This window comes from Microbacterium esteraromaticum, from assembly GCF_016907315.1.
Taxonomy (GTDB): domain Bacteria; phylum Actinomycetota; class Actinomycetes; order Actinomycetales; family Microbacteriaceae; genus Microbacterium; species Microbacterium esteraromaticum.
Genome location: NZ_JAFBBS010000001.1, coordinates 2,239,829 through 2,261,613, shown reverse-complemented (window position 1 = coordinate 2,261,613; position 21,785 = coordinate 2,239,829). Strand labels below are relative to the sequence as shown.

General features: G+C 68.9%; 17 protein-coding genes and 2 tRNA genes. 4 read left to right on the top strand and 15 right to left on the bottom strand.

The window, feature by feature from the left end:
- Positions 1-384 precede the first annotated feature (384 nt).
- The 5 genes from JOE67_RS10825 to serS form a co-directional block, all read right to left on the bottom strand.
- Positions 385-476: transfer RNA gene (locus JOE67_RS10825), tRNA-Ser, on the bottom strand.
- Positions 477-539: 63 nt separating this feature from the next.
- A complete protein-coding gene (locus JOE67_RS10820) occupies positions 540-1,790 on the bottom strand; it encodes an LCP family glycopolymer transferase (protein ID WP_204975572.1) in 1,251 nt (416 codons plus the stop codon).
- 21 nt (positions 1,791-1,811) lie between these two features.
- A tRNA-Ser gene (locus JOE67_RS10815) sits at positions 1,812-1,896 on the bottom strand.
- Between the two features lie 128 nt (positions 1,897-2,024).
- Positions 2,025-2,819: an HAD hydrolase family protein gene (locus tag JOE67_RS10810; protein WP_204975571.1), complete on the bottom strand. Its 795-nt coding sequence runs from the start codon at positions 2,817-2,819 to the stop codon at positions 2,025-2,027.
- On the bottom strand, positions 2,816-4,132 hold the full coding sequence (gene serS, locus JOE67_RS10805; protein WP_204975570.1) for a serine--tRNA ligase: 1,317 nt from the start codon (positions 4,130-4,132) through the stop codon (positions 2,816-2,818). The genes JOE67_RS10810 and serS overlap by 4 nt, the downstream gene beginning before the upstream one ends.
- A gap of 78 nt (positions 4,133-4,210) precedes the next feature.
- On the opposite strand from serS, the gene JOE67_RS10800 reads away from it, so the two are divergent.
- The gene (locus JOE67_RS10800; protein WP_204975569.1) at positions 4,211-5,209 is read left to right on the top strand and encodes a diacylglycerol/lipid kinase family protein; all 999 of its coding nucleotides are present in this window, start codon (positions 4,211-4,213) and stop codon (positions 5,207-5,209) included.
- Positions 5,210-5,219: 10 nt separating this feature from the next.
- Here JOE67_RS10800 and JOE67_RS10795 read toward each other — a convergent pair whose 3' ends face one another.
- From JOE67_RS10795 to JOE67_RS10785, 3 genes are all read right to left on the bottom strand, one after another.
- Positions 5,220-5,930 carry a hypothetical protein gene (locus JOE67_RS10795; protein WP_204975568.1) on the bottom strand — a complete coding sequence of 237 codons (711 nt, stop codon included), beginning with the start codon at positions 5,928-5,930 and terminating at the stop codon, positions 5,220-5,222.
- Between the two features lie 70 nt (positions 5,931-6,000).
- Positions 6,001-7,431: a cardiolipin synthase gene (cls, locus tag JOE67_RS10790; protein ID WP_420827656.1), complete on the bottom strand. Its 1,431-nt coding sequence runs from the start codon at positions 7,429-7,431 to the stop codon at positions 6,001-6,003.
- 75 nt (positions 7,432-7,506) lie between these two features.
- Entirely contained in the window at positions 7,507-7,680 is a 174-nt protein-coding gene (locus JOE67_RS10785; protein ID WP_204975566.1) for a hypothetical protein, read from the bottom strand.
- Positions 7,681-7,873: 193 nt separating this feature from the next.
- Here JOE67_RS10785 and JOE67_RS10780 point away from each other — a divergent pair, with 193 nt between their 5' ends.
- Positions 7,874-8,986, top strand: coding sequence for a DUF4192 family protein (locus JOE67_RS10780; protein ID WP_204975565.1), 1,113 nt, complete (start codon positions 7,874-7,876; stop codon positions 8,984-8,986).
- Positions 8,987-9,012: 26 nt separating this feature from the next.
- Here JOE67_RS10780 and JOE67_RS10775 read toward each other — a convergent pair whose 3' ends face one another.
- Together JOE67_RS10775 and lysS are read right to left on the bottom strand one after the other, a co-directional pair.
- On the bottom strand, positions 9,013-10,200 hold the full coding sequence (locus JOE67_RS10775) for a MarP family serine protease (RefSeq protein ID WP_204975564.1): 1,188 nt from the start codon (positions 10,198-10,200) through the stop codon (positions 9,013-9,015).
- A gap of 13 nt (positions 10,201-10,213) precedes the next feature.
- Positions 10,214-11,737 (bottom strand): lysine--tRNA ligase, encoded by a 1,524-nt coding sequence (lysS, locus tag JOE67_RS10770; RefSeq protein WP_204975563.1) that lies wholly within the window; start codon positions 11,735-11,737, stop codon positions 10,214-10,216.
- Between the two features lie 88 nt (positions 11,738-11,825).
- Between lysS and JOE67_RS10765 the strand changes: the two genes are divergently transcribed.
- On the top strand, positions 11,826-13,619 hold the full coding sequence (locus tag JOE67_RS10765; RefSeq protein ID WP_204975562.1) for a DUF2207 domain-containing protein: 1,794 nt from the start codon (positions 11,826-11,828) through the stop codon (positions 13,617-13,619).
- Between the two features lie 17 nt (positions 13,620-13,636).
- Here JOE67_RS10765 and JOE67_RS10760 read toward each other — a convergent pair whose 3' ends face one another.
- Positions 13,637-14,689, bottom strand: a complete 1,053-nt coding sequence (locus JOE67_RS10760; protein ID WP_204975561.1) for a LacI family DNA-binding transcriptional regulator — start codon at positions 14,687-14,689, stop codon at positions 13,637-13,639.
- A 117-nt stretch (positions 14,690-14,806) separates the two neighbouring features.
- Here JOE67_RS10760 and JOE67_RS10755 point away from each other — a divergent pair, with 117 nt between their 5' ends.
- Complete coding sequence (locus JOE67_RS10755) at positions 14,807-17,467, top strand: family 20 glycosylhydrolase (RefSeq protein ID WP_204975560.1); 2,661 nt, start codon at positions 14,807-14,809, stop codon at positions 17,465-17,467.
- Between the two features lie 114 nt (positions 17,468-17,581).
- On the opposite strand, the gene JOE67_RS10750 is transcribed toward JOE67_RS10755, so the two are convergent.
- The 4 genes from JOE67_RS10750 to JOE67_RS10735 are packed head-to-tail and all read right to left on the bottom strand — an operon-like array spanning position 17,582 to position 21,783.
- Positions 17,582-18,280 (bottom strand): DUF2520 domain-containing protein, encoded by a 699-nt coding sequence (locus JOE67_RS10750; RefSeq protein ID WP_204975559.1) that lies wholly within the window; start codon positions 18,278-18,280, stop codon positions 17,582-17,584.
- A 25-nt stretch (positions 18,281-18,305) separates the two neighbouring features.
- Positions 18,306-19,157 (bottom strand): serine hydrolase, encoded by an 852-nt coding sequence (locus tag JOE67_RS10745; protein ID WP_204975558.1) that lies wholly within the window; start codon positions 19,155-19,157, stop codon positions 18,306-18,308.
- A complete protein-coding gene (locus JOE67_RS10740) occupies positions 19,157-20,131 on the bottom strand; it encodes a S66 peptidase family protein (protein WP_204975557.1) in 975 nt (324 codons plus the stop codon). Before JOE67_RS10740 ends, JOE67_RS10745 begins: the two co-directional genes overlap by 1 nt.
- Positions 20,128-21,783: an ATP-binding cassette domain-containing protein gene (locus JOE67_RS10735; protein ID WP_204975556.1), complete on the bottom strand. Its 1,656-nt coding sequence runs from the start codon at positions 21,781-21,783 to the stop codon at positions 20,128-20,130. The genes JOE67_RS10740 and JOE67_RS10735 overlap by 4 nt, the downstream gene beginning before the upstream one ends.
- Between the last annotated feature and the right edge of the window lie 2 nt (positions 21,784-21,785).

The window sequence follows — 21,785 nt, the reverse complement described above, 5'->3', positions numbered from 1 at the left end:
GTCTGAACGCGCAGCACTGCGCTTCTGATACTCATACGTGGGCTCGTCCTGCCGCGCCACCTGGATGGTGGGTGTCCTCTGATCAGGCTGCAGCGCCCTCCCCCGCCTTGGCTGCACCCGACCTGCGGCTCACGGCAGCATCCCTCGCGGTCTCGGCGGAGGCAACGTCAAGGCCGGGCAGCGGATGCTCGGACACGCATCCGCAGCAATGACTCTGGATACCTACAGCGACCTGTTCGATGAGGACCTCGAGGCCCTGGTGAGCCGCCTCGATCACGCGATCGCTGCTCGGGGTGTTGCCAATCTGTTGCCACCAGCCGCGTCAGCGGAATGACGAAACCCCCGCCTTCCCAGTGTTTCGTAGGGAGTTCGGGGGCCTCGATCTGGCGGAGACGGAGGGATTTGAACCCTCGGTCCCCGTGAGGGGACTCCACCTTAGCAGGGTGGTGCACTAGGCCTGACTATGCGACGTCTCCAGGCGCCCGGCTTCCGCTCGGACGCGCCTTGCAAGCATACCCGTTCCGACGGGCACTCACGAATCAGCGCCGGACGTTGCCGTTCGAGCAGGTCTGCACGGCGGCCGAGTTGCCCTTGATCGTGTCGGGCAGCGCCACGACGTCGTCGGGCACGGGCGTCGGGGCGTCCGAGGGCGTGGGCGCGGGCGTCGCGGGGTCCTTCACGACGACACCATCGTTGTTGGTCGCCTCATGCGTGATCTGCAGCTGCTTGTTCGCCTTGATCGCGTCCCACAGCACGGTCGCGGCTTCCTCGTTCGGCACGACCTTGTTCGCGTCGTACGGGTCTTCCAGCGTCGGGTACTGCACGAAAACGATGTCTTCGAAGGGCACGCTCTTCACGGCGAGCGCGATCTGCACGATCTTCATCGGGTCGGCCAGCGACTTCGACGCCTCGAGGTTGTTGAGGCCGGTGTCGGCGAGACGGAGCATGACGGGCACGTTGCCGAGCACCTCGCCGCTGATCATCTTGCGCGCCAGGCTCGACATGTACTGCTGCTGGTTGCCGATGCGACCGAGGTCGGACCCGTCTCCCACGCCGTGACGCGTGCGCAGGAACTGCAGTGCCTGCACGCCCTGGATCGTGTGGTCGCCCGCGGCCATGTCGAGACCGGTGTACCGGTCCTTGATGGGGTTCGCGAGGCACACGTCGACGCCGCCGATGGCATCCGTGATCTCGATCACCCCGCCGAAGGTGACCTTCGCGGCGAACTCGATGTCTTCTCCCGTGAGCTGCGAGATGGTCTTGGCGACGCAGTTCAGGCCGCCCTTCTCACCCCCGTGCTCGTAGGCGACGTTCAGGGGCTGCTTGCGCAGCGCCCCATTGGTCTGGCCGTTGATGTCGGTGCACTCGGGGATGGGCAGCATGAGGTCTCGCGGGAAGCTCACCGCGGTCACTCGACGCGGCTCCGCCGAGACATGCACCAGCAGGTTCACGTCGTTCAGGGTGCCGCCTGCGTCCTTGCCGGTGCAGCGCTTGCCGAACAGGTGCTTGTACTTCTCTTCGCACGTGTCGACGCCGGTCAGCAGGATGTCGAACCCGCCGGGGTACGCCCCGATGTCAGGCGGCAGCTCTTTGGTTCCCTCGATCTCGACGGCGTTCGCGTTGACGGTCGACGTGAAGCCGCCGAGCACGTAACCCGCGACGCCCACGCCGCTCACGAGGATCACTGCCAGCGCGACGCCGATCAGCTTCAGGAGCTGCCCGGCTGCACCGGGCGAACGCAGCTGACCATGGCGCGCCACGGGCTGGCGCCGTTTGACGGACGTGCTCACTCGGGGCCTTTCGACAAGAAGCGGAGGGTGTGGGATTCGAACCCACGGGACATTGCTGCCCACTGGTTTTCAAGACCAGGTCCATCGGCCGCTCGGACAACCCTCCCGACTCCGGCTCTCACCGGACGGTCAGTCGTCGAGTCTATCGGCTCCGGGGGAAGTCGAATGCGGACGACTCATTCTTGCGCGAACTCCTGGGGATCTTCTGGGCGGATGCGCGGCGCATCGGCGGGTTCAGATGAGAGTGCGAAGAGCGGATGCCAGTCCGCCTTCTTCCACGGCTCCGGTCAGCTCACCCGCCGCGTTCTGCACCTCGTCGACCGCCTGGCCCATCGCCACGGCGCGTCCTCCGCCTTCGAGAGCCCAGGCGAACATGCCGAGGTCGTTGCGGCCGTCACCGGCCACGAGCACGTTCTCACGGGGCGTGCCGAGCTGCGAACGCACCCGCTCGAGAGCGGTGCCCTTGTCGACGCCCTTCGGGGCGATGTCGAGCCAGGCCGTCCAGCCGACGGCGTACGACACCTCATTGAGACCTGCCTCGGCGACGATGCGCTGGAAGTCCTCCTCGTCGTGCTGCGGTGAGACGACGACGATGCGCGAGACGGGCTGCTGCATCAGCTCCTCGAACTCGACCTCGCGGCCGGCATCGAGCGTCCAGTCGTCAAGCACGTCGGTATAGAGGCGCTCACCAGAGCCGAGCTCGACCATGTACCGCGCCTCGGGCAGGCTCTCGCGCAGCAGCGCGAGCACGGGCGCCGGGTTGAAGACCTCGACGCGCCAGCGCTCCCAGTCATCGCCGACACGGCGCATCACGACGGCACCGTTCGAGCACACCGCGTACTCGGCGGTGATGCCGAGCTCGTCGATGTACCTCTTGGTGCCACCCCAGCTGCGCCCTGTTGCGAGCATGACCTCGTATCCGGCGTCGCGAACGGCGCCGACCGCTTCTGTCACGCCGGGGCTGAGCGTCTCGTCCTGAAGCAGGATGGTGCCGTCGATGTCGAGCCCGACGAGGCCAAGCGAAGTCACTCGGTGCCCTGCGCGGCTGCGGGCTCTTCCGACCAGCCGATCGGCCGCAGCACCTCGATGCCGCCAAGGTACGGGCGAAGCACCTCGGGCACGGTCACCGACCCGTCTGCCTGCTGGTGCGTCTCGAGGATCGCGACGATCCATCGGGTGGTGGCCAGTGTTCCGTTGAGCGTGGCGACGCTGCGTGTCTTCGCCGCAGCCGCGTCGTCGGTCTCGGGCCGGTACCGGATGTCGAGTCGACGCGCCTGGTAGGTCGTGCAGTTCGACGTCGACGTGAGCTCACGGAACGCGCCCTGAGTGGGCACCCACGCCTCGATGTCGAACTTGCGCGCCGCGCTCGAGCCGAGATCACCCGCGGCCACATCGATCACGCGGTAGGCGAGACCGAGCGCGGTGAGCATCTCTTCCTGCAGGGCGACGAGACGGTCGTGCTCGGCCTCGGCGTCTTCAGGGGTCGTGTAGACGAACATCTCGAGCTTGTTGAACTGGTGCACCCGGATGATGCCGCGGGTGTCCTTACCGTACGAACCGGCCTCGCTGCGGTAGCACGTCGACCAGCCGGCGTAGCGGTGAGGACCCGCGCTCAGGTCGAGGATCTCGTCTTTGTGATACCCCGCGAGGGGCACCTCGCTCGTTCCCACGAGGAAGAGGTCTTCCTTGTCGAGGTGGTAGACCTCGTCGGCGTGCTCTCCGAGGAATCCAGTGCCCTGCATGATCTCGGGCCGCACCAGGGTAGGCACGATCATCGGCGTGAAGCCGTTAGCCAGCGCCTTGTCGAGCGCGAGGTTCATCAGAGCGATCTCGAGACGTGCGCCGACGCCCTTCAGGAAGTAGAAGCGCGAGCCGGAGACCTTCACACCGCGCTCCATGTCGATGGCCCCGAGCATCTCGCCGAGCTCGAGGTGATCGCGCGGCTCGAAGTCATAGGTAGGCACGTCGCCCACGCGGCGCAGCTCGATGAAGTCCTCCTCGCCGCCGGCGGGGACGCCGTCGATGATGACGTTCTCGATGCGGTCGAGGGCGGATGCTGCAGCATCCGCCGCCTCGTTCGCCGCCTGCTGGGCGGCCTTGACCCGATCGGCCAGGTCCTTGGCCTGTGCGACCAGAGCGGCCTTCTCTTCCTTCGGCGCTTTGGCGACGCTCTTGCCGAAGGCGTTCTGCTCTGCGCGCAGTGTCTCGAAGGCGTTCAGCGCATCGCGGCGCGATCGGTCGGCCTCGATCGCCGCGTCGACGGTTTCCGGCGCGTTCCCGCGCGCGATCTGTGAGCGTCGGACGAGCTCGGGCTCGTCGCGGAGAAGGGCGAGATCGATCATGCGCCAAGTCTATCGAGGGCGTCGATGCTGCTCGGGCGGGCGGAGAAGCGGCGAGCGCGCAGGTCGTAGAGTGGCGTCATGTCGGCATCCGGGAACGAGAACGCGCACGCGGCTCTCATTCTCAATCCGGTGAAGGTGGATGCCGTGCGGCTGCGCGCAGCTCTCCTGTCGCTTTCGCGCACGCACGGCTGGGCTCCGCCACGGTTCTACGAGACGACGATCGAAGACCCCGGTCAGACGATCACGCGCATCGCCCTCGATGAGGGAGCGGCGGCCGTGCTCGCCGCCGGCGGCGACGGCACGATCCGCGCCGTCGCCGAGACAATGGCCGGCACGGGCACCCCGTTCGCCGTCCTGCCAGGAGGCACGGGCAACCTCTTCGCCCGCAACCTCGGTCTTCCCCTGCTCGACATCGAGAAGGTGATGGAAGCCGTGTTCACCGGGTTCACGTACCCCGTCGACATGGGCTGGGCGCGGCTCAGCCGGCCCGACGGCACCGTCAGCGAGCACGGCTTCGTCGTGCTCGCCGGCATGGGCCTGGACGCCGACATGATTGCCAACACGAGACCCGATCTCAAACGGTCGGTCGGCTGGGTGGCCTATCTCGACGGCGCCGCTCGCTCTCTCCCGGGAGCGAAGCCCTTCCGCGTCGTCTATCAGCTCGACGACGGCCGCCTGCACTCGGCGAAGGTGCACAGCATGCTGTTCGCCAACTGCGGCGCCCTGCCCGCCGGCATCGCGCTGCTGCCGGACGCCTCACTCGACGACGGAGCGATGGACATCGCGCTGATCCAGGCGACGGGCCCCCTCGGGTGGCTCGGGATCTGGCGGAAGGTCTGGTGGGACAACTCGGTGCTGCGCCGCACGCGAGCCGGCCGTCTCGTACTCGAGCGGCGCGGCAGGGACGCGTCGATCCGCTACCTGCGCGGAGCCTCGGCGGAGGCGGCGATGATCGGGCCGACATCGATCGAGCTCGACGGCGACGAGCTGGGTCTCGCCGTGCGCATGGCGTGCCGTGTGCAGCGCGGCGGACTCACCATCGCCCTGCCGGAAGGGCACGACACCTCGCGGTTCTGAGCGCTGATGCTCAGCCCTCGACGACGATCTCGCCGTCGAGTCCCGCACCGACCAGAGTCAGCTCGAAAGCCTCGTCGTCGTCGGGCTGCGAGAGCATGATCGGCGTGAGGCGCGGGGCCATGTCCATGGTGCAGACTCCGTCGATCTCAGCGAACGTGACGGTCGCCCCGGCATCCGTCTGCTGCACGTCGTTCACGACGGGCACGCACGAGCCGGACCCCCATGTCAGCAGCACGATGCCGTCGTCGAACCAGCCTGCCGACGGCTGGTACTCGGTCGGTCCCTGCGGCGCCTCAGCACGCGCGTCCAGATCGACCGTGTCGGTGCGCTCACCGTGAACGACCTCGATCTCCACCTCAGACGTGACGTCGACGCCCTCGGGCACCGGAACCATCAGCGCCCGCGGCGCGAGGTCGTCGGTGCAGGCCTTCTCGGCGCTGGCGGCGAACGTCACACGGATGCTCTGACCCGACGCGGCGACATCGCCGAGCACCGGGGCGCAAGACGACGAGCCCCAGGTCACCAGCGCGAACGAACGCCCGCCGTCGAGCCAGGCCGCCTCGACCTCGTCGACGCCGTCGGCGGTCGGCAGTGTCGACGGGCCGCTCGGCGCAACCGAGCTCGTCGGCGCGCTCGCACCGGGTGCCGTCGCGCACGCAGTGGCGAGCAGGGCCACGGCGGCGAGCGTCGCGGCAGAGGAGAGGGCTCGCATGAGGGTCATACCCCGATAGTGTCACGGCGGCGACGAGCGTCTCGAACCGCCGCGCACGGCAGTGCGGCGCGAGCCGCGTCTACTGCAGGGCCGAGGTCAGGCGCGCGAGGTTGTCGAGCACCGTCGAGCGCAGCGGCTGCTGCTGCCATTCCTCGAGCGTCAGCTCGCGGCTGAGCGAGCGGTACTCGTCTTCCACGACGCGCATCTCGTCGACGAACTCCTCGCCGCGCACGAGCATCGAGACCTCCATGTTGAGACCGAAAGAGCGCATGTCCATGTTGCTCGAGCCGATCACGGCCACCTGATCGTCGATCGTGAGGCTCTTCGTGTGCAGGATGTAGGGCTTCGGATACATCCAGATGCGAATGCCCGCGCGCAGCAGTGCCTCGTAGTAGCTGCGCTGCGCGTGATAGACCATCGCCTGGTCGCCCTGTTCCGACACGAACAGCTCGACCTGCACGCCCCGGTCGACGGCTGAGGTGACGGCCGCGAGCAGCGCCTCGTCCGGCACGAAGTACGGGCTGACGATCATGATCCGCTGCTGGGCGGCGTAGAGCAGCCCGAGGAACAGACGCAGGTTGTTCTCGAGCTCGAACCCGGGTCCCGACGGCACGATCTGGCAGTCGAGGTCGCCTGCGCCGGTCTCGATGCGGGTGATGTCGATGCCCTCGGGCACGGTATCGGTCTCGGCGTAGTAGTCACTGAGGAAGACGGCGTTCAGGCTCGCGACGACAGGACCGTCGACGCGCACCATGAGGTCGACCCAGTGCAGCCCTTGCCGGATGTTCTTGGGCAGGTTGTACGACGAGTCGGTGATGTTCTGCGATCCGAGGAACCCCACCGTGCCATCGATGACCAGGAGCTTGCGGTGATTGCGCAGATCGGGCCGTTGGATGCGGCCGCGCAGCGGCTGCACGGGAAGCATGAGGTGCCAGTCGGCGCCCATCTTCTCGAGCCGCCTGATCGTCTCGCGGTACTTCGGCTTCCACCGGTTCGCCCAGTAGTCGAGCAGCACCCGCACAGGCACGCCGCGGGCCGCCGTCTCCTCCATCGCCCGGAAGAAGTTGTCGGTCGAGTCGTCCGCCTGCAGGATGTAGAACTCCACGTGGACGTAGTCCTGGGCATCCCGGATCGCGTCGGCCATCACGTCGAGAGACGTCTGGTAGTCGCTGATCAGGTGCGCCCCGTTATCGCCCGACAGGGGCAGCGCTCCCATCGACTGGTTCATCGCGACCAGCGGGGGGAACCACTCCGGCGGGTCGGGGCGCAGCGAGCCGAGGCGCAGGTTGCTGGCCGTGTCGGCGATGTAGTGGTTGATCTGCTCCTGCTTGCGCCTGCGGACGCGCGGCAGCTTCGGATTGCCGATGAGCAGGAAGAGCAGGATGCCGAGGACGGGGATGAAGAAGATCGCCAGCAGCCATGCCATCGCCGACGTGGGCCTACGGTTACGCGGCACGACGATGACCGCGAACGCCCGGACGCTGAGATCGATGATGATGTAGCCGACCACGGCCCACCAGGGCCAGGTGTTGACGTCGAGCACAGCGCCTCCCCTCGATGGCCTCGGTTCAGCGTAGCCGGTGCGTCAGACGCGGGGCGGCAGGCCGCGAGCTGCCCGCTCTTCGGCCTCGATCTGGGCGTGCACCTTGCGCTCGGTGCGGTCGAAGCGCAGGATGCCGCGGAGCACGATCACGAAGACCACGCTCACCGCGACGGTCGGCAGAAGTGACCATGCCGCTGCGACCCAGAAGTTCTCCACACCCCCATGCTACCGCCCGCGTCTGTGAGTGCGGCCGATGCGGCCGGCTGGTGGCGGCTGGTGCCGGCTGGTGCCGGCTGGTGCCGCAATCCTCCTGCACAGGAAAGTGATTCTCCGAAGCTGTCCACTGTCGCCGGGGAGCACGCTCCTGACGCCGATCACGAGGTCGATGCTCTCGACCACACTCCCCTTCATGACCACGATCATCCGCGCCGCAGATCCCGCCGAGCTCCTCGGGCTCGTGCCCGCCCTGGCCGGCTTCACCCCACGGCACAGCATCGTCATGCTGCCGTTCCACGGCTCGCGGACCCAGGGCGCGATGCGCCTCGACCTGCCCGATCCCGGGATCTCGCCCGACGATTTCGCCGAGGTGGCGCTGCGCGCCCTGCGGCAGGTACCCGACGTCGACGCGGTCGCGATCGTCGTGTACACCGACCAGACGACGACGCAGGTGCCCGGCGGCGTGCGGCTGCCGCACCTCTCACTCGTCGAGGCGGTCGTCGACGAGTGCGCGAGCGCCGGGCTTCGCGTCGTCGAGGCGCTGTGCCTCACCGGCGAGGGCTGGGGCGACTACCTGGGCGACCGGTCGCGCGTCCATCCCCTCGACGGCATACCGGCGGCGCCCGAGGTACCGGGGATCGGCGATGTGAGCGGCGATCAGCTGGCCGGATCCGAGCTGCCCTCGAGCGACCTCAGCGAGCGCGAGCAGGTCGGGCGTGCGCTGCGAGATCTCGGCGAGGCCATAGAGCACCACATGCACGGCGGCGTGCGAAGCGCCGACAACCCGATCGCGCTTCTGGCCGCCGAGACCATGCTCGCCGATCTCCCCCGTTTCGCGGAGCGCCTGCTCGAGGCCCCGGCCGACGACGACCCGTATGCGTGCGCCGCTCTGCTGTGGTGTCTCGCACGGCCTCCGCTACGCGATGCGATCCTCGTCCAGTGGGCCACCGACGTCGAATTCGGCTGCCTCGCGTTCGATGCGCAACTCGCCTTCTCGGCCGCGCGCACGACGATTCCGGATGCCATCGGCGAGGTGTTCCTGGGGCGGGGGCCGAAGCCCGATCTCGATCGCCTCGGCTGTGCGCTGCAGGTCGTTCGCTGGGCAGCGGCACGTGCGCCTCGGCACGCGAAGGTGGGCGCCCTCACCGCCGCGGCCTGGCTGTCATGGGCCATGGGTCGCTCATCGCACGCAGACGTGTACGTCGGCGAGGCCCTGCGCATCGAGCCCGGGCACAGCATGGCCTCGCTCATCTCGAGCATCCTGTCGGCGTCGATGCTGCCCGAGTGGGCTCTTCGCGAGCGATGACGCGGGAATCGCCCTCGGCGCCGACGTCAGCGGATGCAGGCGCCGACCGACACGCGGTCCGACGCGTCGGCGACCTGCGCGATCACCGGCTTCAGCTCGGCGTTGGTCATCGCATATCCCACGTTCTCGGTAGCGGCGTCCTTTGCGAACACCATCCCGGCGACCTGGCCTCGGTCAGTGAGCAGCGGGCCTCCGGAGTTGCCTGGCTCGACCTGAGCACGCAGGGCGTACACGCTGCGCGCGGCCCTGCGGTCGCCGTAGATGTCCTCCACCGGCGCGCTCGAAGCCGAGATGACGCCGGCCGACACGACACGGAACGGTCCGCCGAACGGGTATCCCATGATCGCCGCCCCGTCGCCCGCGCCCAGGTCGTCAGACAGCGCGAGGGGCGCCGCCGCCACATCGGCTGCGACCACCGCGATGTCGTCGACCGGGTCGAAGTACACCACGGTGGCGTCGCGCGCCGGCTCGCCCGGAACCTCGACGATCGGAGAGCCGACACCGGCCACGACGTGCGCGTTGGTCAGGATGCGATCGTCGGCGACCACGAATCCGGTGCCGCTGGAGATGACACCGCATCCGTCGGCCGAACCCGAGATCTTCACGACCGAACCTGCAGCGCGTTCGAGCTCGGGAGTCGACAGCTCGATCGGCGCCGCATCCGGGGCGGCATCGAGATCCCCCGGCTGCAGCAGGCCCTGCAGGCTGGGCAGCCCGGACTCGCCGAACACCAGCGCGTTGAGTCGGGCGGCCGCCTCGGCGACGGGCGCAGGGATGTAACGCTCGATCGAGCGCAGCACGGTCGACGACGCGACGGTCGCAGACAGCCCAGGCACACCGGCGGATGCGATAGACGACCCCACCATCGTGATCGCCAGCGCAGCGGCCGCCACCGCTGCCACACCGCCCAGAAGACGCTCGACCACGCGGAGCTTGAGCTTGTCGGCGCCCTTGCGCACCAGACGCCCGATCGCCGAGCCGATCGTCGCGCCGATCGCGAGCAGCGCGAGCGCGGTCAGCACCAGCAGCAGGCCGCGCCACTCGCTGTCCGGCACGGCGCGCGCGACGAGCGGCAGCACCCATGGTGCCGCCAGAGCGCCCAGCACCACGCCGCTCACAGAGCCCAGCACCGCGAACAGCCCGGCACTCAGTCCCGTCACCACCGACGCGATGAGCAGCACCGCGATCAGCAGATCGACGAGGTTCGGCGTCATGGCCGGCGGCCCGTCACTTGACGAGCGGGAACAGGATGGTCTCCCGGATGCCGAGACCGGTGATCGCCATCAGCAGGCGGTCGATGCCCATGCCCATGCCACCGCACGGCGGCATGCCGTGCTCGAGCGCGCGCAGGAACTCCTCATCGACGCGCATCGCCTCGAGGTCGCCGCCCGCGGCGAGCTTCGCCTGCTCGACGAAGCGCTCGCGCTGGATCACCGGGTCGACCAGCTCGGAGTACCCGGTGGCCAGCTCGAAGCCGCGCACGTACAGATCCCACTTCTCGACGACGCCGGAGATCGACCGGTGCTCGCGCACCAGGGGCGATGTGTCGACGGGGAAGTCCATCACGAAGGTCGGGCGCACGAGGTCGACCTTCACGAAGTGCTCCCAGAGCTCTTCGATCAGCTTGCCGTGCGTGGGGTGCGGCGGGATGTCGACGCCGTGCTCCTCGGCGAAGGCGATCAGGCCCGCGACGTCGTCCTGCGGTGTGAACTCGCGCCCCGCCGCCTGCGAGAGAGAGCCGTACATCGAGATGCGGTCCCACTCGCCGCCGAGGTCGTACTCGGTGCCATCGGCCCAGGTGACGGTGGTGGAGCCGGCGACGGCGACCGCCGCGTTCTGGATCAGCTCCTGGGTCAGGTCGGCGATGCCGTTGTAGTCGCTGTAGGCCTGGTACGCCTCGAGCATCGCGAATTCGGGGCTGTGCGTCGAGTCGGCGCCCTCGTTGCGGAAGTTGCGGTTGATCTCGTACACCCGCTCGATGCCACCCACCACGGCGCGCTTCAGGTACAGCTCGGGCGCGATGCGCAGGTAGAGCTCGGTGTCGAACGCGTTCGAGTGCGTGATGAACGGTCGAGCCGACGCACCGCCGTGCTGCACCTGCAGCATCGGGGTCTCGACCTCAAGGAACTCGTGAGAGGTGAAGGTCGCGCGAAGGCTCGCGTTCACGGCCGCGCGGGCGCGCACCGTGGTGCGGGCCTGGTCGCGCACGATCAGATCGAGGAACCGGCTGCGCACCCGTCCCTCCTCGCTCAGCTCGGAGTACGCATTGGGCAGCGGAAGGATCGCCTTCGACGCGATCTGCCAGGCGTCCGCCATGATCGACAGCTCGCCGCGGCGGCTGGAGATGACCTCGCCCTGCACGAAGACGTGGTCGCCGAGGTCGACGAGCGCCTTCCAATCGGCGAGCGACTCCTCACCGACGTTCGCCAGCGACACCATCGCCTGGATGCGCGAGCCGTCGCCGGCCTGCAGCGTCGCGAAGCAGAGCTTGCCAGTGTTGCGGCTGAACACGACGCGTCCGGCGACACCAGCGACCATGCCGGTCGCGGTGTCGGGCTCGAGCTCGCCGTACTCGGCGCGCAGCGCGGGGATGCTGTGCGTGACCGGCACCGAGACCGGGAAGGCGCCGCCACCGGCATCCGCACGCTTCTCGATCAGCCGCTCTCGCTTCGCGAGGCGAACCGCCTTCTGCTCGAAGACGTCCTCTTCCAGCTCAGCGGATGCGGGGGTCTGCGCGGGCGCGTCAGTCATAGGTGGGGCTCCTTGAAAGTCCCTGCAAGTCTACCGGCGCGCCCCGTGCCCCCGAGCGGCCGGCCGGCACCCGGGATAGCCTCTCGACATGCGTGCTCAGCGAACCCCCGCCCTGCTCCACGCCGTGAGCGCATCCGCTGCACTCACGATCATCGTCGCGGTCCTCCTCATGCTCATGCCCGCAGCCTCGGCAGACGTCGACGACTTCTCGTACTCCTCCTGGTCGGCCGAGTACGACATCTCGCTCGACGCCGACGGCAGGGCGATCGCGAAGGTGACCGAGACGCTCGTCGCAGAGTTCCCCGAGCACGATCAGAACAAGGGCGTCATCCGCGGCTATCCGCAGAGATACCTCGGAGCAGGTCTCGACATCGACATCGTCTCGGTCAAGGACCAGAAGGGCCGTGACGTGCCGTTCGAGGTCGAGACCGAAGACGACATGGTGCTCGTGCTCACCGGCACCGACGACTACGTGCACGGCTCGACGACGTACGTGATCGAGTCGACCATGCGCGACTTCATGCTGCGGGGCACCGAGTCCGGCAACGACGAGTTCTACTGGAACCTGCTCCCGCTGAACAGCTCACAGGACATCGGGCGCTTCGACGCCGAGCTCCGCTTCTCCCCCGCTCTCGCGAGCGCCGCCACCGGCGACGCGGCCTGCTACGCCGGCCATCAGGGTCAGCGACGGGCATGCGACATCGACCAGTCGGGCGATGGCTCCACCTATCGGGTGCGCTCCGGCGAACGAGCGGCGGGCGACGGCGTGACGGTCGCGATCGGGTTCGCCGCCGGCACCGTCACGCAGCCGAGCGCCCGCGGCGCCGATCCCGTAGCCGACTTCGGGCCGGCAGTCGCCGCCGCGCTCTCGCTCGTCACCGCAGCCGGCTCCTGGATCGCGGTCGCACTCCTGCAACGGCGACGCCGTGTCGCGAGCGGGGTCGTGATCGCGCAGTTCGATGTGCCAGCAGATCAGCCGCCGCTCGTCGCAGCCTCGCTCATCAAGGGCGCACCGAACCCGGTGCCGGCGCAGATCGTGCACCTTGCGGTTCAGGGCGCCCTGCGCCTGGAGGACGAGGGTGACGACCGTCCGGCGGTGCGTCTGCTCGACCGGGCACGCACCGGGCATCCACTCGACCGCGCCATGCTCGACGCCCTGTTCCCCGGAGACACGACCACCCGCCGCATACCGCGCACGAGCACGAAGTTCGCCAAGCGCATGCAGGGTCTCGCCAAGAAGGGCGCCGACGAGGCGAAGAGCCGCGGCTGGGTCACCTCCGAGCGCAGTCGCGCGGCGATCGCATTCGGCTGGGCATCGCTCGGGATGCTCGGCCTGACCCTTGCTCTGCTGATCTGGACGGCCACCAAGGACCGCGATCTGCTGCCGCTGTCGATCATCGCCTTCGCCCTGGCTGCCGTCGGTGTGGGCGTCTCGGCGATCGTGGCGTTCAGCAGGCATACGGTGCTCACTGCAGAAGGCGCCGAGCGTGCCGAGTACCTGCTGGGCGTGCGGGAGTTCATCCGCGTCGCCGAGACCGACCGGCTGCGCATGCTGCAGTCGGTCGACGGTGCCGAACGGCGCAGAGAGGGCTCGTCCGACGTGGTGCACCTGTACGAGAAGCTGCTGCCGTACGCGATGCTCTTCGGTGAAGAGCGCAGCTGGTCGGCCGTGCTCGAGACCGCCTATGCCGACTCCGGGCGAGGCCCCGACTGGGTCAGCACCTACGTCGGCGTCTCGCTCGCGTCGCGCCTGTCGAGCTACTCCTCCTCGCTGAACACGGCCGCGACCTACACGCCTCCATCGGCGTCGTCGTCGGGCGGGTCGACCGGCGGCGGGTTCTCCGGCGGCGGCGGAGGCGGAGGCTTCTCAGGCGGACGCTGACGCTCACGGAGCGCGAGTCAGGGCCGATGCCGCGGTGCATCGGGTGCCGTGCCGATCGAGCCGCGCTCGCGCAGCACGGCCGCCTCGATCGGAATGAGATCAGTCGAATGCTCCGACAACTCGGCGAGGATCGACACGGCAGACCGCCGCCCGAGCCCGAAGGGGTCGCGCCACAGCGCCGACAGCTGGGGTGTCGTGGCCTCGCAGAGCGGAGAGTCCTCCCACGAGACGATGCTCAGCTCCTCCGGCACTCGTACGCCCTCGGCGCGCGCGGCGCGCAGCACGGCGACGGCGAGCTGGTCGTTGTCTGCGACGATGGCGGTCGGACGATCGCCACGCAGGCGATCCCAGGCCAGCGCGGCCTCACGATCGCTGTACCGCGTGTTGACGACCTCGAGCGGCGGCAGACCGGCCGCCGACATCGTCGACCGATAGCTGTTCGCCCTGTCCACCGCATGCGCGAAGTCTGCAGGGCCCGCGATATAGGCGATCCGCTGATGCCCCCGCTCGCGGAGCGCGTCGATCAGCCCGACCATCGGCGAAGTGTCGTCGGCGCCGACCACGGCCAGCACGTGCTCGCCCGTGTGCTGGCCGCCGACGACGACCGACGGAAGGCCAAGGTCGAGCAGGATCTGCGGACGCGGGTCCCCGACGCGCGGGTCGACCATGATCACGCCGTCGACGCGCTTCTGAGCCGCCCAGCGACGGTATACCTCCATCTCGGATGCCAATGAGTCCGCGATCTGGAAGGTCAGCGTGATCCCGCGCGGCGACAGCTCGGACTGCACGCCCGCGATGAAGCGCAGGTAGAACGAGTCACTGGCCAGCTCGTCGGCACCCCGCGCCAGGACCAGACCGATGGAGTCGGTGCCACGACCGGCGAGAGCGCGGGCTGCGGTGTTCGGCTGCCAGCCGAGTCGGCGCGCAGCGCTCACGATCCGCTCCCTGGTGTCGTCGCTGACCCCGGCCCGCCCGTTCAGCGCATACGACACTGCGGCGTGCGAGACCCCCAGCTCGGCCGCGAGGTCGCGGATCGTGAAGCGCGGCAGCGGGCTCTCAGCGGTGGCCATGCTGCGACACTACCCGCGCGCATCCCGCCTGGGGCCGATGGTAAATCGCTTTACTTACAGGAACTTAACCGGGTAAGGTGACCGCGCCGACCTACGGCAGTTCGGAAGGAGCACGAAATGCGAAAAAGGACATTGACGGCCTTCGCGTCGTGTCTGGCGGTCACGGGGGCACTCCTGCTGGCCCCCGGCGCGGTCACGACCCCAGCCACGGCGAGCGAAGGGCCCGCTCTCGTCGACGGCGGGTTCGAGTCGGGCGGGTGGGGACCTCAGACTCAGCACAATCACGCGGCGATCGTCAGCCCAGGGGCCGACGGCACCGGCAGCGCCGCCCGCATCGGCCTGACCTACGCGGATGCCACCGCAAAGACTCCCATCGGAGGCAACCTTCCCGTACGCGGCACGGGTGTCGACCGCGGCATGGTCAACAAGACGGTCACCGGCATCAAGCCGAACACCCAGTACGAGTTCTCGATCGCCCTGAAGGGCAGCGGCATCCGCTGGGGCATCTTCGACACCGAGAACTCCCCCTACTACCGTGGGCTCGCCCGCGGCGACGGGGGCGGCGAGTACGCCGCCGGAATCACGACCCCGAACGCGGGTGCGGACTGGAAGACGTACACGACCACGATCACGACCGGCCCGCGCACCACGGAGCTCAACGCGTTCTGCTTCGTCGGCGGCAATGTCGCCCCTGCTTACTGCGACGACTTCCAGGTCAAGGAAGTGGCTGCGGCCACGACGCCGAAGTCCGCTCCGCCGTCGTGGGACGCCCCGCCTCTCGGCGAGAACGGCTTCCCCGTGACCATCCCCGCCGTGCAGAGCTTCGCTGCGGGGTCGGGAACGTGGAGCGCTCCGCTGCAGAAGTTCGTCGTCGACACGGCATCTGCCGACCGCATCACCGACGAGGTCGACCTCGGTGCCGCGAGCCTGCGCGAGCTGGGTGTCACCGACGATGCGACCCTCTCGATCGCCACCGAGTCGGCCGACGCCAACAGCGTGTTCGTCCGCCTCGGCGACGTCGAGCTGCCGGCGAGCGCGCCGGCCACCGCGCGCGAGCTGTCGAGCGAGGCCTACCGCATCGACACCACGAAGAAGGGGATAACCATCACCGCCGGCGGCGAGGCGGGCGTGCTCTACGCGCTGAACACCCTCGGCCAGGCGCTGCAGAGCACCAAGGCCGCGACGGGAAAGGCATCCCTGCCGATCGGAACCGCCGTCAACTGGACTGACATGCGCTTCCGCGCACTGCAGGTCGACTCAGGCAGACGTCACTACTCGATGGCCTGGCTCAAGAACCAGATCAAGGACCTCGCCTGGACCAACATGAACACGATGGTCGTCAGGGTGAAGGACGGTCAGGGCCTGCGGGTCGAGAGCGAGGTGTTCCCCGAGCTCGTCGATCACCTGCCCGACGGCGGGTCCTGGACCAAGGCCGAGGTGCGTGATCTCGTCGCGTTCGCGCGTCAGTACCACGTGACCGTCATCCCCGAGTTCGACATGCCAGCCCACGCGACCCTCGACGCCCAGGTCTTCACCGAGCCGGGATACATGCTCGCCGGCGAGGCGTACAACTATGCACGAGCCGACGTGCGAAAGCGGCTCGCAGACGTCGCCGTCGAGATGGGCGACCTGTTCGATTCGCCGTACGTGCACATCGGCGCCGACGAGTTCATGGCCCTCGACCAGCAGACCTCTCTGCGCGACTGGATCCGCAAAGAGACAGGCGACGATGCGGCGACGACGCGAGACTCGTACGCGTGGTTCCTGAACTACGTCAACACCGCACTGAAGGACGCCGGCCACAAGGCGATGGTGTGGAACGATCAGCTCAACGGCCGCAACAAGGTGGTGCCGCTCGACAAGGACATCACCGTCATCTTCTGGGCGCAGATCTACGGGTCGCTCGATGCGAACGACCTGCTCGCCGAGGGGCGCCAGGTCATCGGGTCGTCGTCAGACCTGTACCACGACCTCTGGCCGACCATGGGCACAGCAGACCAGACCTCTGGCAGCAGCAGAAACGGATCCGTGATCAACCGACCACTGCCGGAGTACGCCTGGGAGCACTACGCCACGCCCTACGTGTTCTCGGGTGGGTGGGGCGCACCGTACTCGGCGCGCCCCGAGCTGCGCGGCAACGTGGGAGGACAGTTCTTCCCCATCTGGGACGACGCACACGGCTGGGCTCCCGAGCACGTGCTCACCCAGACTCTGATGCCGCGTCTGCGCCTGTTCGCCCAGACCGTCTGGAACTCGCCCCAGCAGGTGGGATCGTTCGCCGAGTTCGACCCCTTCCTGCGTTTCCTCGGGCACTCGCCGTTCTTCGGTGAGGATCCCGTGACGAAGATCCCGCGCACCCCCGACTGGTCGATCGAGGTGTCAGCCGACCCCGGCTTCGGCACGACCGTGCGCCCGGGAACGGCAGCGACGTGGCGAATCGACATCTCGGCGGGTGATCTCGCCGTCGACGACGCGTCCGTCGAGGTCGATCTCGCCGATGTGCTCGACAACGTCTCGGCGGAGAAGGCGACGGTCTCGACGGGGAAGCTCGCCAGAGCCGGATCGCTGCTCACCTGGTCGGGCGACCTGGCCGCGGACGGGAAGGTGACGATCACCGTGACAGCCCGCGTCACCGGGCCGTTCAAGGCCACCCCGGGCAACCCCTCCTGGAACGGTCGGCTGCAGCTGTCGGTGGAGGGAACGGCCCCGCGCTCGGACCTCACCTCATGCGAGAACTGCACAGGCGAGGCCCTGATCCTCCGCAGACCGGGGGCATGAGCATCCACTGATCTCGAACGAGATCAGCCGCTCGCTGCGGGCCGACTCCACCCGGGTCGGCCCGCAGCGTCTGACGCGACCGCGAGCCGTCGGGGCAAACGGGTCCCAGGCCCGTCAGAGCAGCGGCGGATCGGCCGGGTCGGATGCCGCCCGCAGAGCCTGCTCGACCGTCGACCCGACAAGAGCCGACAGGTATCCGCCGGGGTTCTCGATGCCGATTCCGCGCAGCAGTCCCGTGGCCTGCTGCACGATCGCGCGGGAGAACTCGGACGCCGTCTGGATCGCCTCGGCGTACGCCTCCCGGTCGTCCTCGGCGACGACCACAGGCTCGCAGCCCATCTCGACGGCGAGCGCCTGCGCGATCGGCAGCACAGCGGCCGGCGCGGTGACCGCGGCGAACGCGGCCTGCAGCTGCCGAAGGTCGATCGTGGTGCCGGTGAACGCGATCGCCGGGTGCACCGCGAGGGGGATCGCACCACGAGCGGCCGCCGGGCGCAGCACCTCGATGCCGTATGCCGGATCGGTGTGCAGCACGAGCTGCCCCATCTGCCAGCCGTCGAGCTCGGCTATGCCGCTGACGAGCCCTGGCAGCTCATCGTGCGGCACCGCGACGATGACCAGCTCACTGCGCCGCACGACCTCGAGGGCGTCGAGCACGGGAACTCCTGGCAGCACGGCGGCTGCTCGGTCATCATCCGAGCCCGAGGTGATACCCGTCACCGCATGGCCGGCTCCGGCCAGAGCCGCTCCGACAACGGGCCCCACCCGCCCTGCGCCGATGATGCCGATGCCCAGGCGTCCGTCACGAGTCACCCGACGATGCTACCCGCGCGCGGGCTCAGTGCGGCTCCTGCCCCATGCCCGCGTCATCGCGTTCGCGACCGGTGACGTGCCGACGCAGCTGCTCGCCTATCGCGTGCATGGCGTCGAGCACCGGAGCACGCAGGTCGATCTCGCTGTCCTTCCAGTTCGCGGCCACCGCGTACGCGACGCTCGCGGCCGGCCCCGTCAGGTGACCGGCGTCGATGCGGGCGAACGACGTGCTGCCGGTCTTGTGACGCAGGATCATGCCCTGGTACTCGGCCTCGACGTGTGCGAGCGGATCGAGCAGCAGCGCGTCAGCGACCATCGACGTGTCGGCGTCTGCCGCGAGCCAGTCCATCACCATCCCGCTGACCTCGGGCGAGATCACCTGGCCTGCACCGAGCCTGCGCAGCACGTCTGCCAGCTCGGCGCCCGTGCCGTACGACGGCGTCCACGGCAGATCGGGTGTGCGCTCCGAGCGGATGTAGTCGTGCAGCGCGGTGTCGCGATACCCGAGGCCAGGCGCGACCGCGCGCACCCGGTCGAGACCGCACAGCGAGATCAGGGCGTTGGTGGCGAGGTTGTCGCTGAACGCGCCCACGAGCAGCGCGGCGTCGTGCACCGAGAGCGTCTGAGAGCGCATGCGGTAGAGAAGCCCCGAGTCGGCCACGCGGTGCTCGTCGGGGATCGCGACGACATCATCGGGCGCCAGCGAGCCGTCGACAAGCCGTCGGGCGACCTCGATCAGCAGGAAGATCTTGCCGATGCTCGCGGTCTCGCACATCACATCAGGTGCGTGCTCGGCCAGGACCTCACCCGATCCGGCGTCGACGATCCGGATCGACCAGGTCACCCGCTCATCCAGTGCGGGCAGGGCGATGACCATCACGACTCCTCCCCCACGGTCAGCTTGATGCCGTCTTCCGCGGCATCCAGCACGCCGTCGACGTTGAGCGGCACGCTCAGCGCATCCGGATCGTGGCCGAAGCCCTGCTCCCACAGCACCGGCACGCCGAGGTCGGCGAAGTACTCGGTCATCAGCGCACGCACGGCGTCCGGCTGATCGCACCGGTGCCACGAGCCGAGGACGACCCCGGATGCTGCGGCGAGACGCCCCGAACGCAGCAGCGCGAGAAGGAACCCGTCGAGCCGGTAGGCCTCCTCGTCGATGTCCTCGAGGAAGAGGATGCCGTCGGGCACCGCACGAGACTCCGGCGCGCCGAGCGCCCCTGCGAGCAGGCTGAGGTTGCCACCGGTGAAGCGTCCGCTCGCGCGGCCCGGTACGAGCACCTCGGTCTTCGGCCCCACGATCTCGCGCCCGCCCCACGGCTCGAAGAGCCAGCGGTGCACATCGGCGCGTATGGTCTCGGAGTCGCGGAACACGTCATTGGCCGGCATCGGGCAGAACAGCGTCGGCACGTCGAGGTGCACACGGAACGCCTCGTGCAGTGCCGTGATATCGGACGAGCCGGTCAGCAGCTTCGGCCGGCCATCGCGACGAGTCGCCGCCGCGCGCATCGCCGACCAGTCGATCCCGTCGAGCAGGCGCATGGCGCCGTAGCCGCCGCGCAGGCACACCACGGCATCGGCATCCGGATCGAGCCACGCGTCGACCAGGTCCTGCCGGCGGGTCTCATCGGAACCCGCCAGGTACTTCGCGCGCGGATGCGGGTCGAGCACGTGCTCGCCCACGACGACGTCCAGCCCCCAGTCGCGGTAGTAGCCGACCGCGCGCTCCAGGCTCTCGGCACTGCCGAGGCCCGACGGCGACACCAGGCGCACCCGATCGCCGGGGCGCAGCGGCGCGTCGGTCAGATACGCGTGCCGGTCGACCACCGGATGCGCGACGACGCTCGTCATGACATGGTCCGCTCGATGGTGGGCGCCGCCGCCAGGAGCCGCCTCGTGTAGGTGTGCTGCGGGTCGAGCAGCACCTGCTCTGTGGTGCCGTACTCGACGATCTCGCCCTCGTACATCACGGCCACCGTGTCTGCGATGTTCCACGCGAGCCCGAGGTCGTGAGTGATCACGAGCGCGCTGAGCCCCAGGCGCTCGCGCAGAGAGAGCAGCAGCGAGAGGATCTCGCCGCGAACCGAGGCGTCCAGGGACGCGACGGGCTCGTCGGCGACGAGCATCTGCGGGCCCAGGGCGAGCGCTCCGGCGATCACCGCACGCTGGCGCTGCCCGCCCGACAGCTCCTGAGGGATGGCGGTCATGAAGCGCTCGGGCGGAGTGAGCTCGGCATCGGCGAGGCTCTGCGCGACGCGCTGGGCCTCGTCGCCCTGGTAGCGCTGCACGCGCAGGCCCTCGGCGACCGACTCGTAGATGCTGAGCTTCGGGTTGAGGGCCGCCGTCGGATCCTGCAGCACCATCTGCACCTCGCTGCGGAACTCGCGCAGCGCGCGTCCGCCGCGCGGCAGGTCCTGTCCGCGGAAGCGGACGACGGACCCCTCATCCGGATGCTGCAGCCCGACGAGCGTTCGGGCGAGCGTGCTCTTCCCCGACCCCGACTGCCCGACCAGCGCGAGGATCTCACCACGCCGCACCTGCAGGTCGACGTTCTTCACCGCCCGCAGAGCCTCGCCGCGACCGTGATAGGTCACATTGAGCCCCTTGGCCTCGAGCAGCACCTCGTCGCTCATCCCCTGCGCCGGCTTCATCGACGCTCCGGGGTCGCGGTCGCGACGGCTGGCGGGGTTCATCCGCGACGACGGGTCACCGATGGTCGGGAAGGCGTCGGCGAGCTGCCTGGTGTACGGATGCTCGGGTTCGAGGCACACCTGCAGCGACTCGCCGACCTCGAGCAGCTCGCCGTCGCGCATGACGGCGATGCGATCGCACGCGGTCGCGAGCACCGACAGGTCATGGCTGATCATCAGCATCGAGATGCCGCGCTCGGTGACCAGCGAGCTGATCATCTCGAGGATCTGCTTCTGCACGATCACGTCGAGAGCCGTCGTCGGCTCGTCGGCGATGATGATGTCCGGCTCGCAGGCCAGCGCCATCGCGATCATCACGCGCTGCTTCTGCCCGCCCGACATCTCATGCGGGTACGCGTCGACCTTGCGCGGGGCCAGGTCGACGATGCGCAGCAGCTCCGCGACCCGCGCCCGGCGGTCCTTCTCGGTGCGCCAGGCATCGGTGACGTGCAGCTCGAGGGCCTCGGTGATCTGCTGACCGACCGTGCGCACGGGGTTCAGCGAGTGCATCGCCCCCTGGAAGATGATTGACGCGTCGGCCCAGCGCAGCGCGCGCAGCGCTCCGAAGTTCAGCTCGGTGACGTCGGTGTCGCCCACCATGACCCGGCCCGTGAGGGTGGCGTTCGCCGGCAGCAGCCGCAGCACGCTCATCGCGAGGGTGGACTTGCCCGAGCCGGACTCGCCTGCCACGCCGAGAGTGCCGCCGGCAGGCAGACGCAGGGAGATGTTCTTCACGGCCGCCACCTCGCCCCGCCCGGATCGGCCCGACGTCCGGTACGTGATCGAGACGTCTTCGAAAGTCAGATCGGGCATCG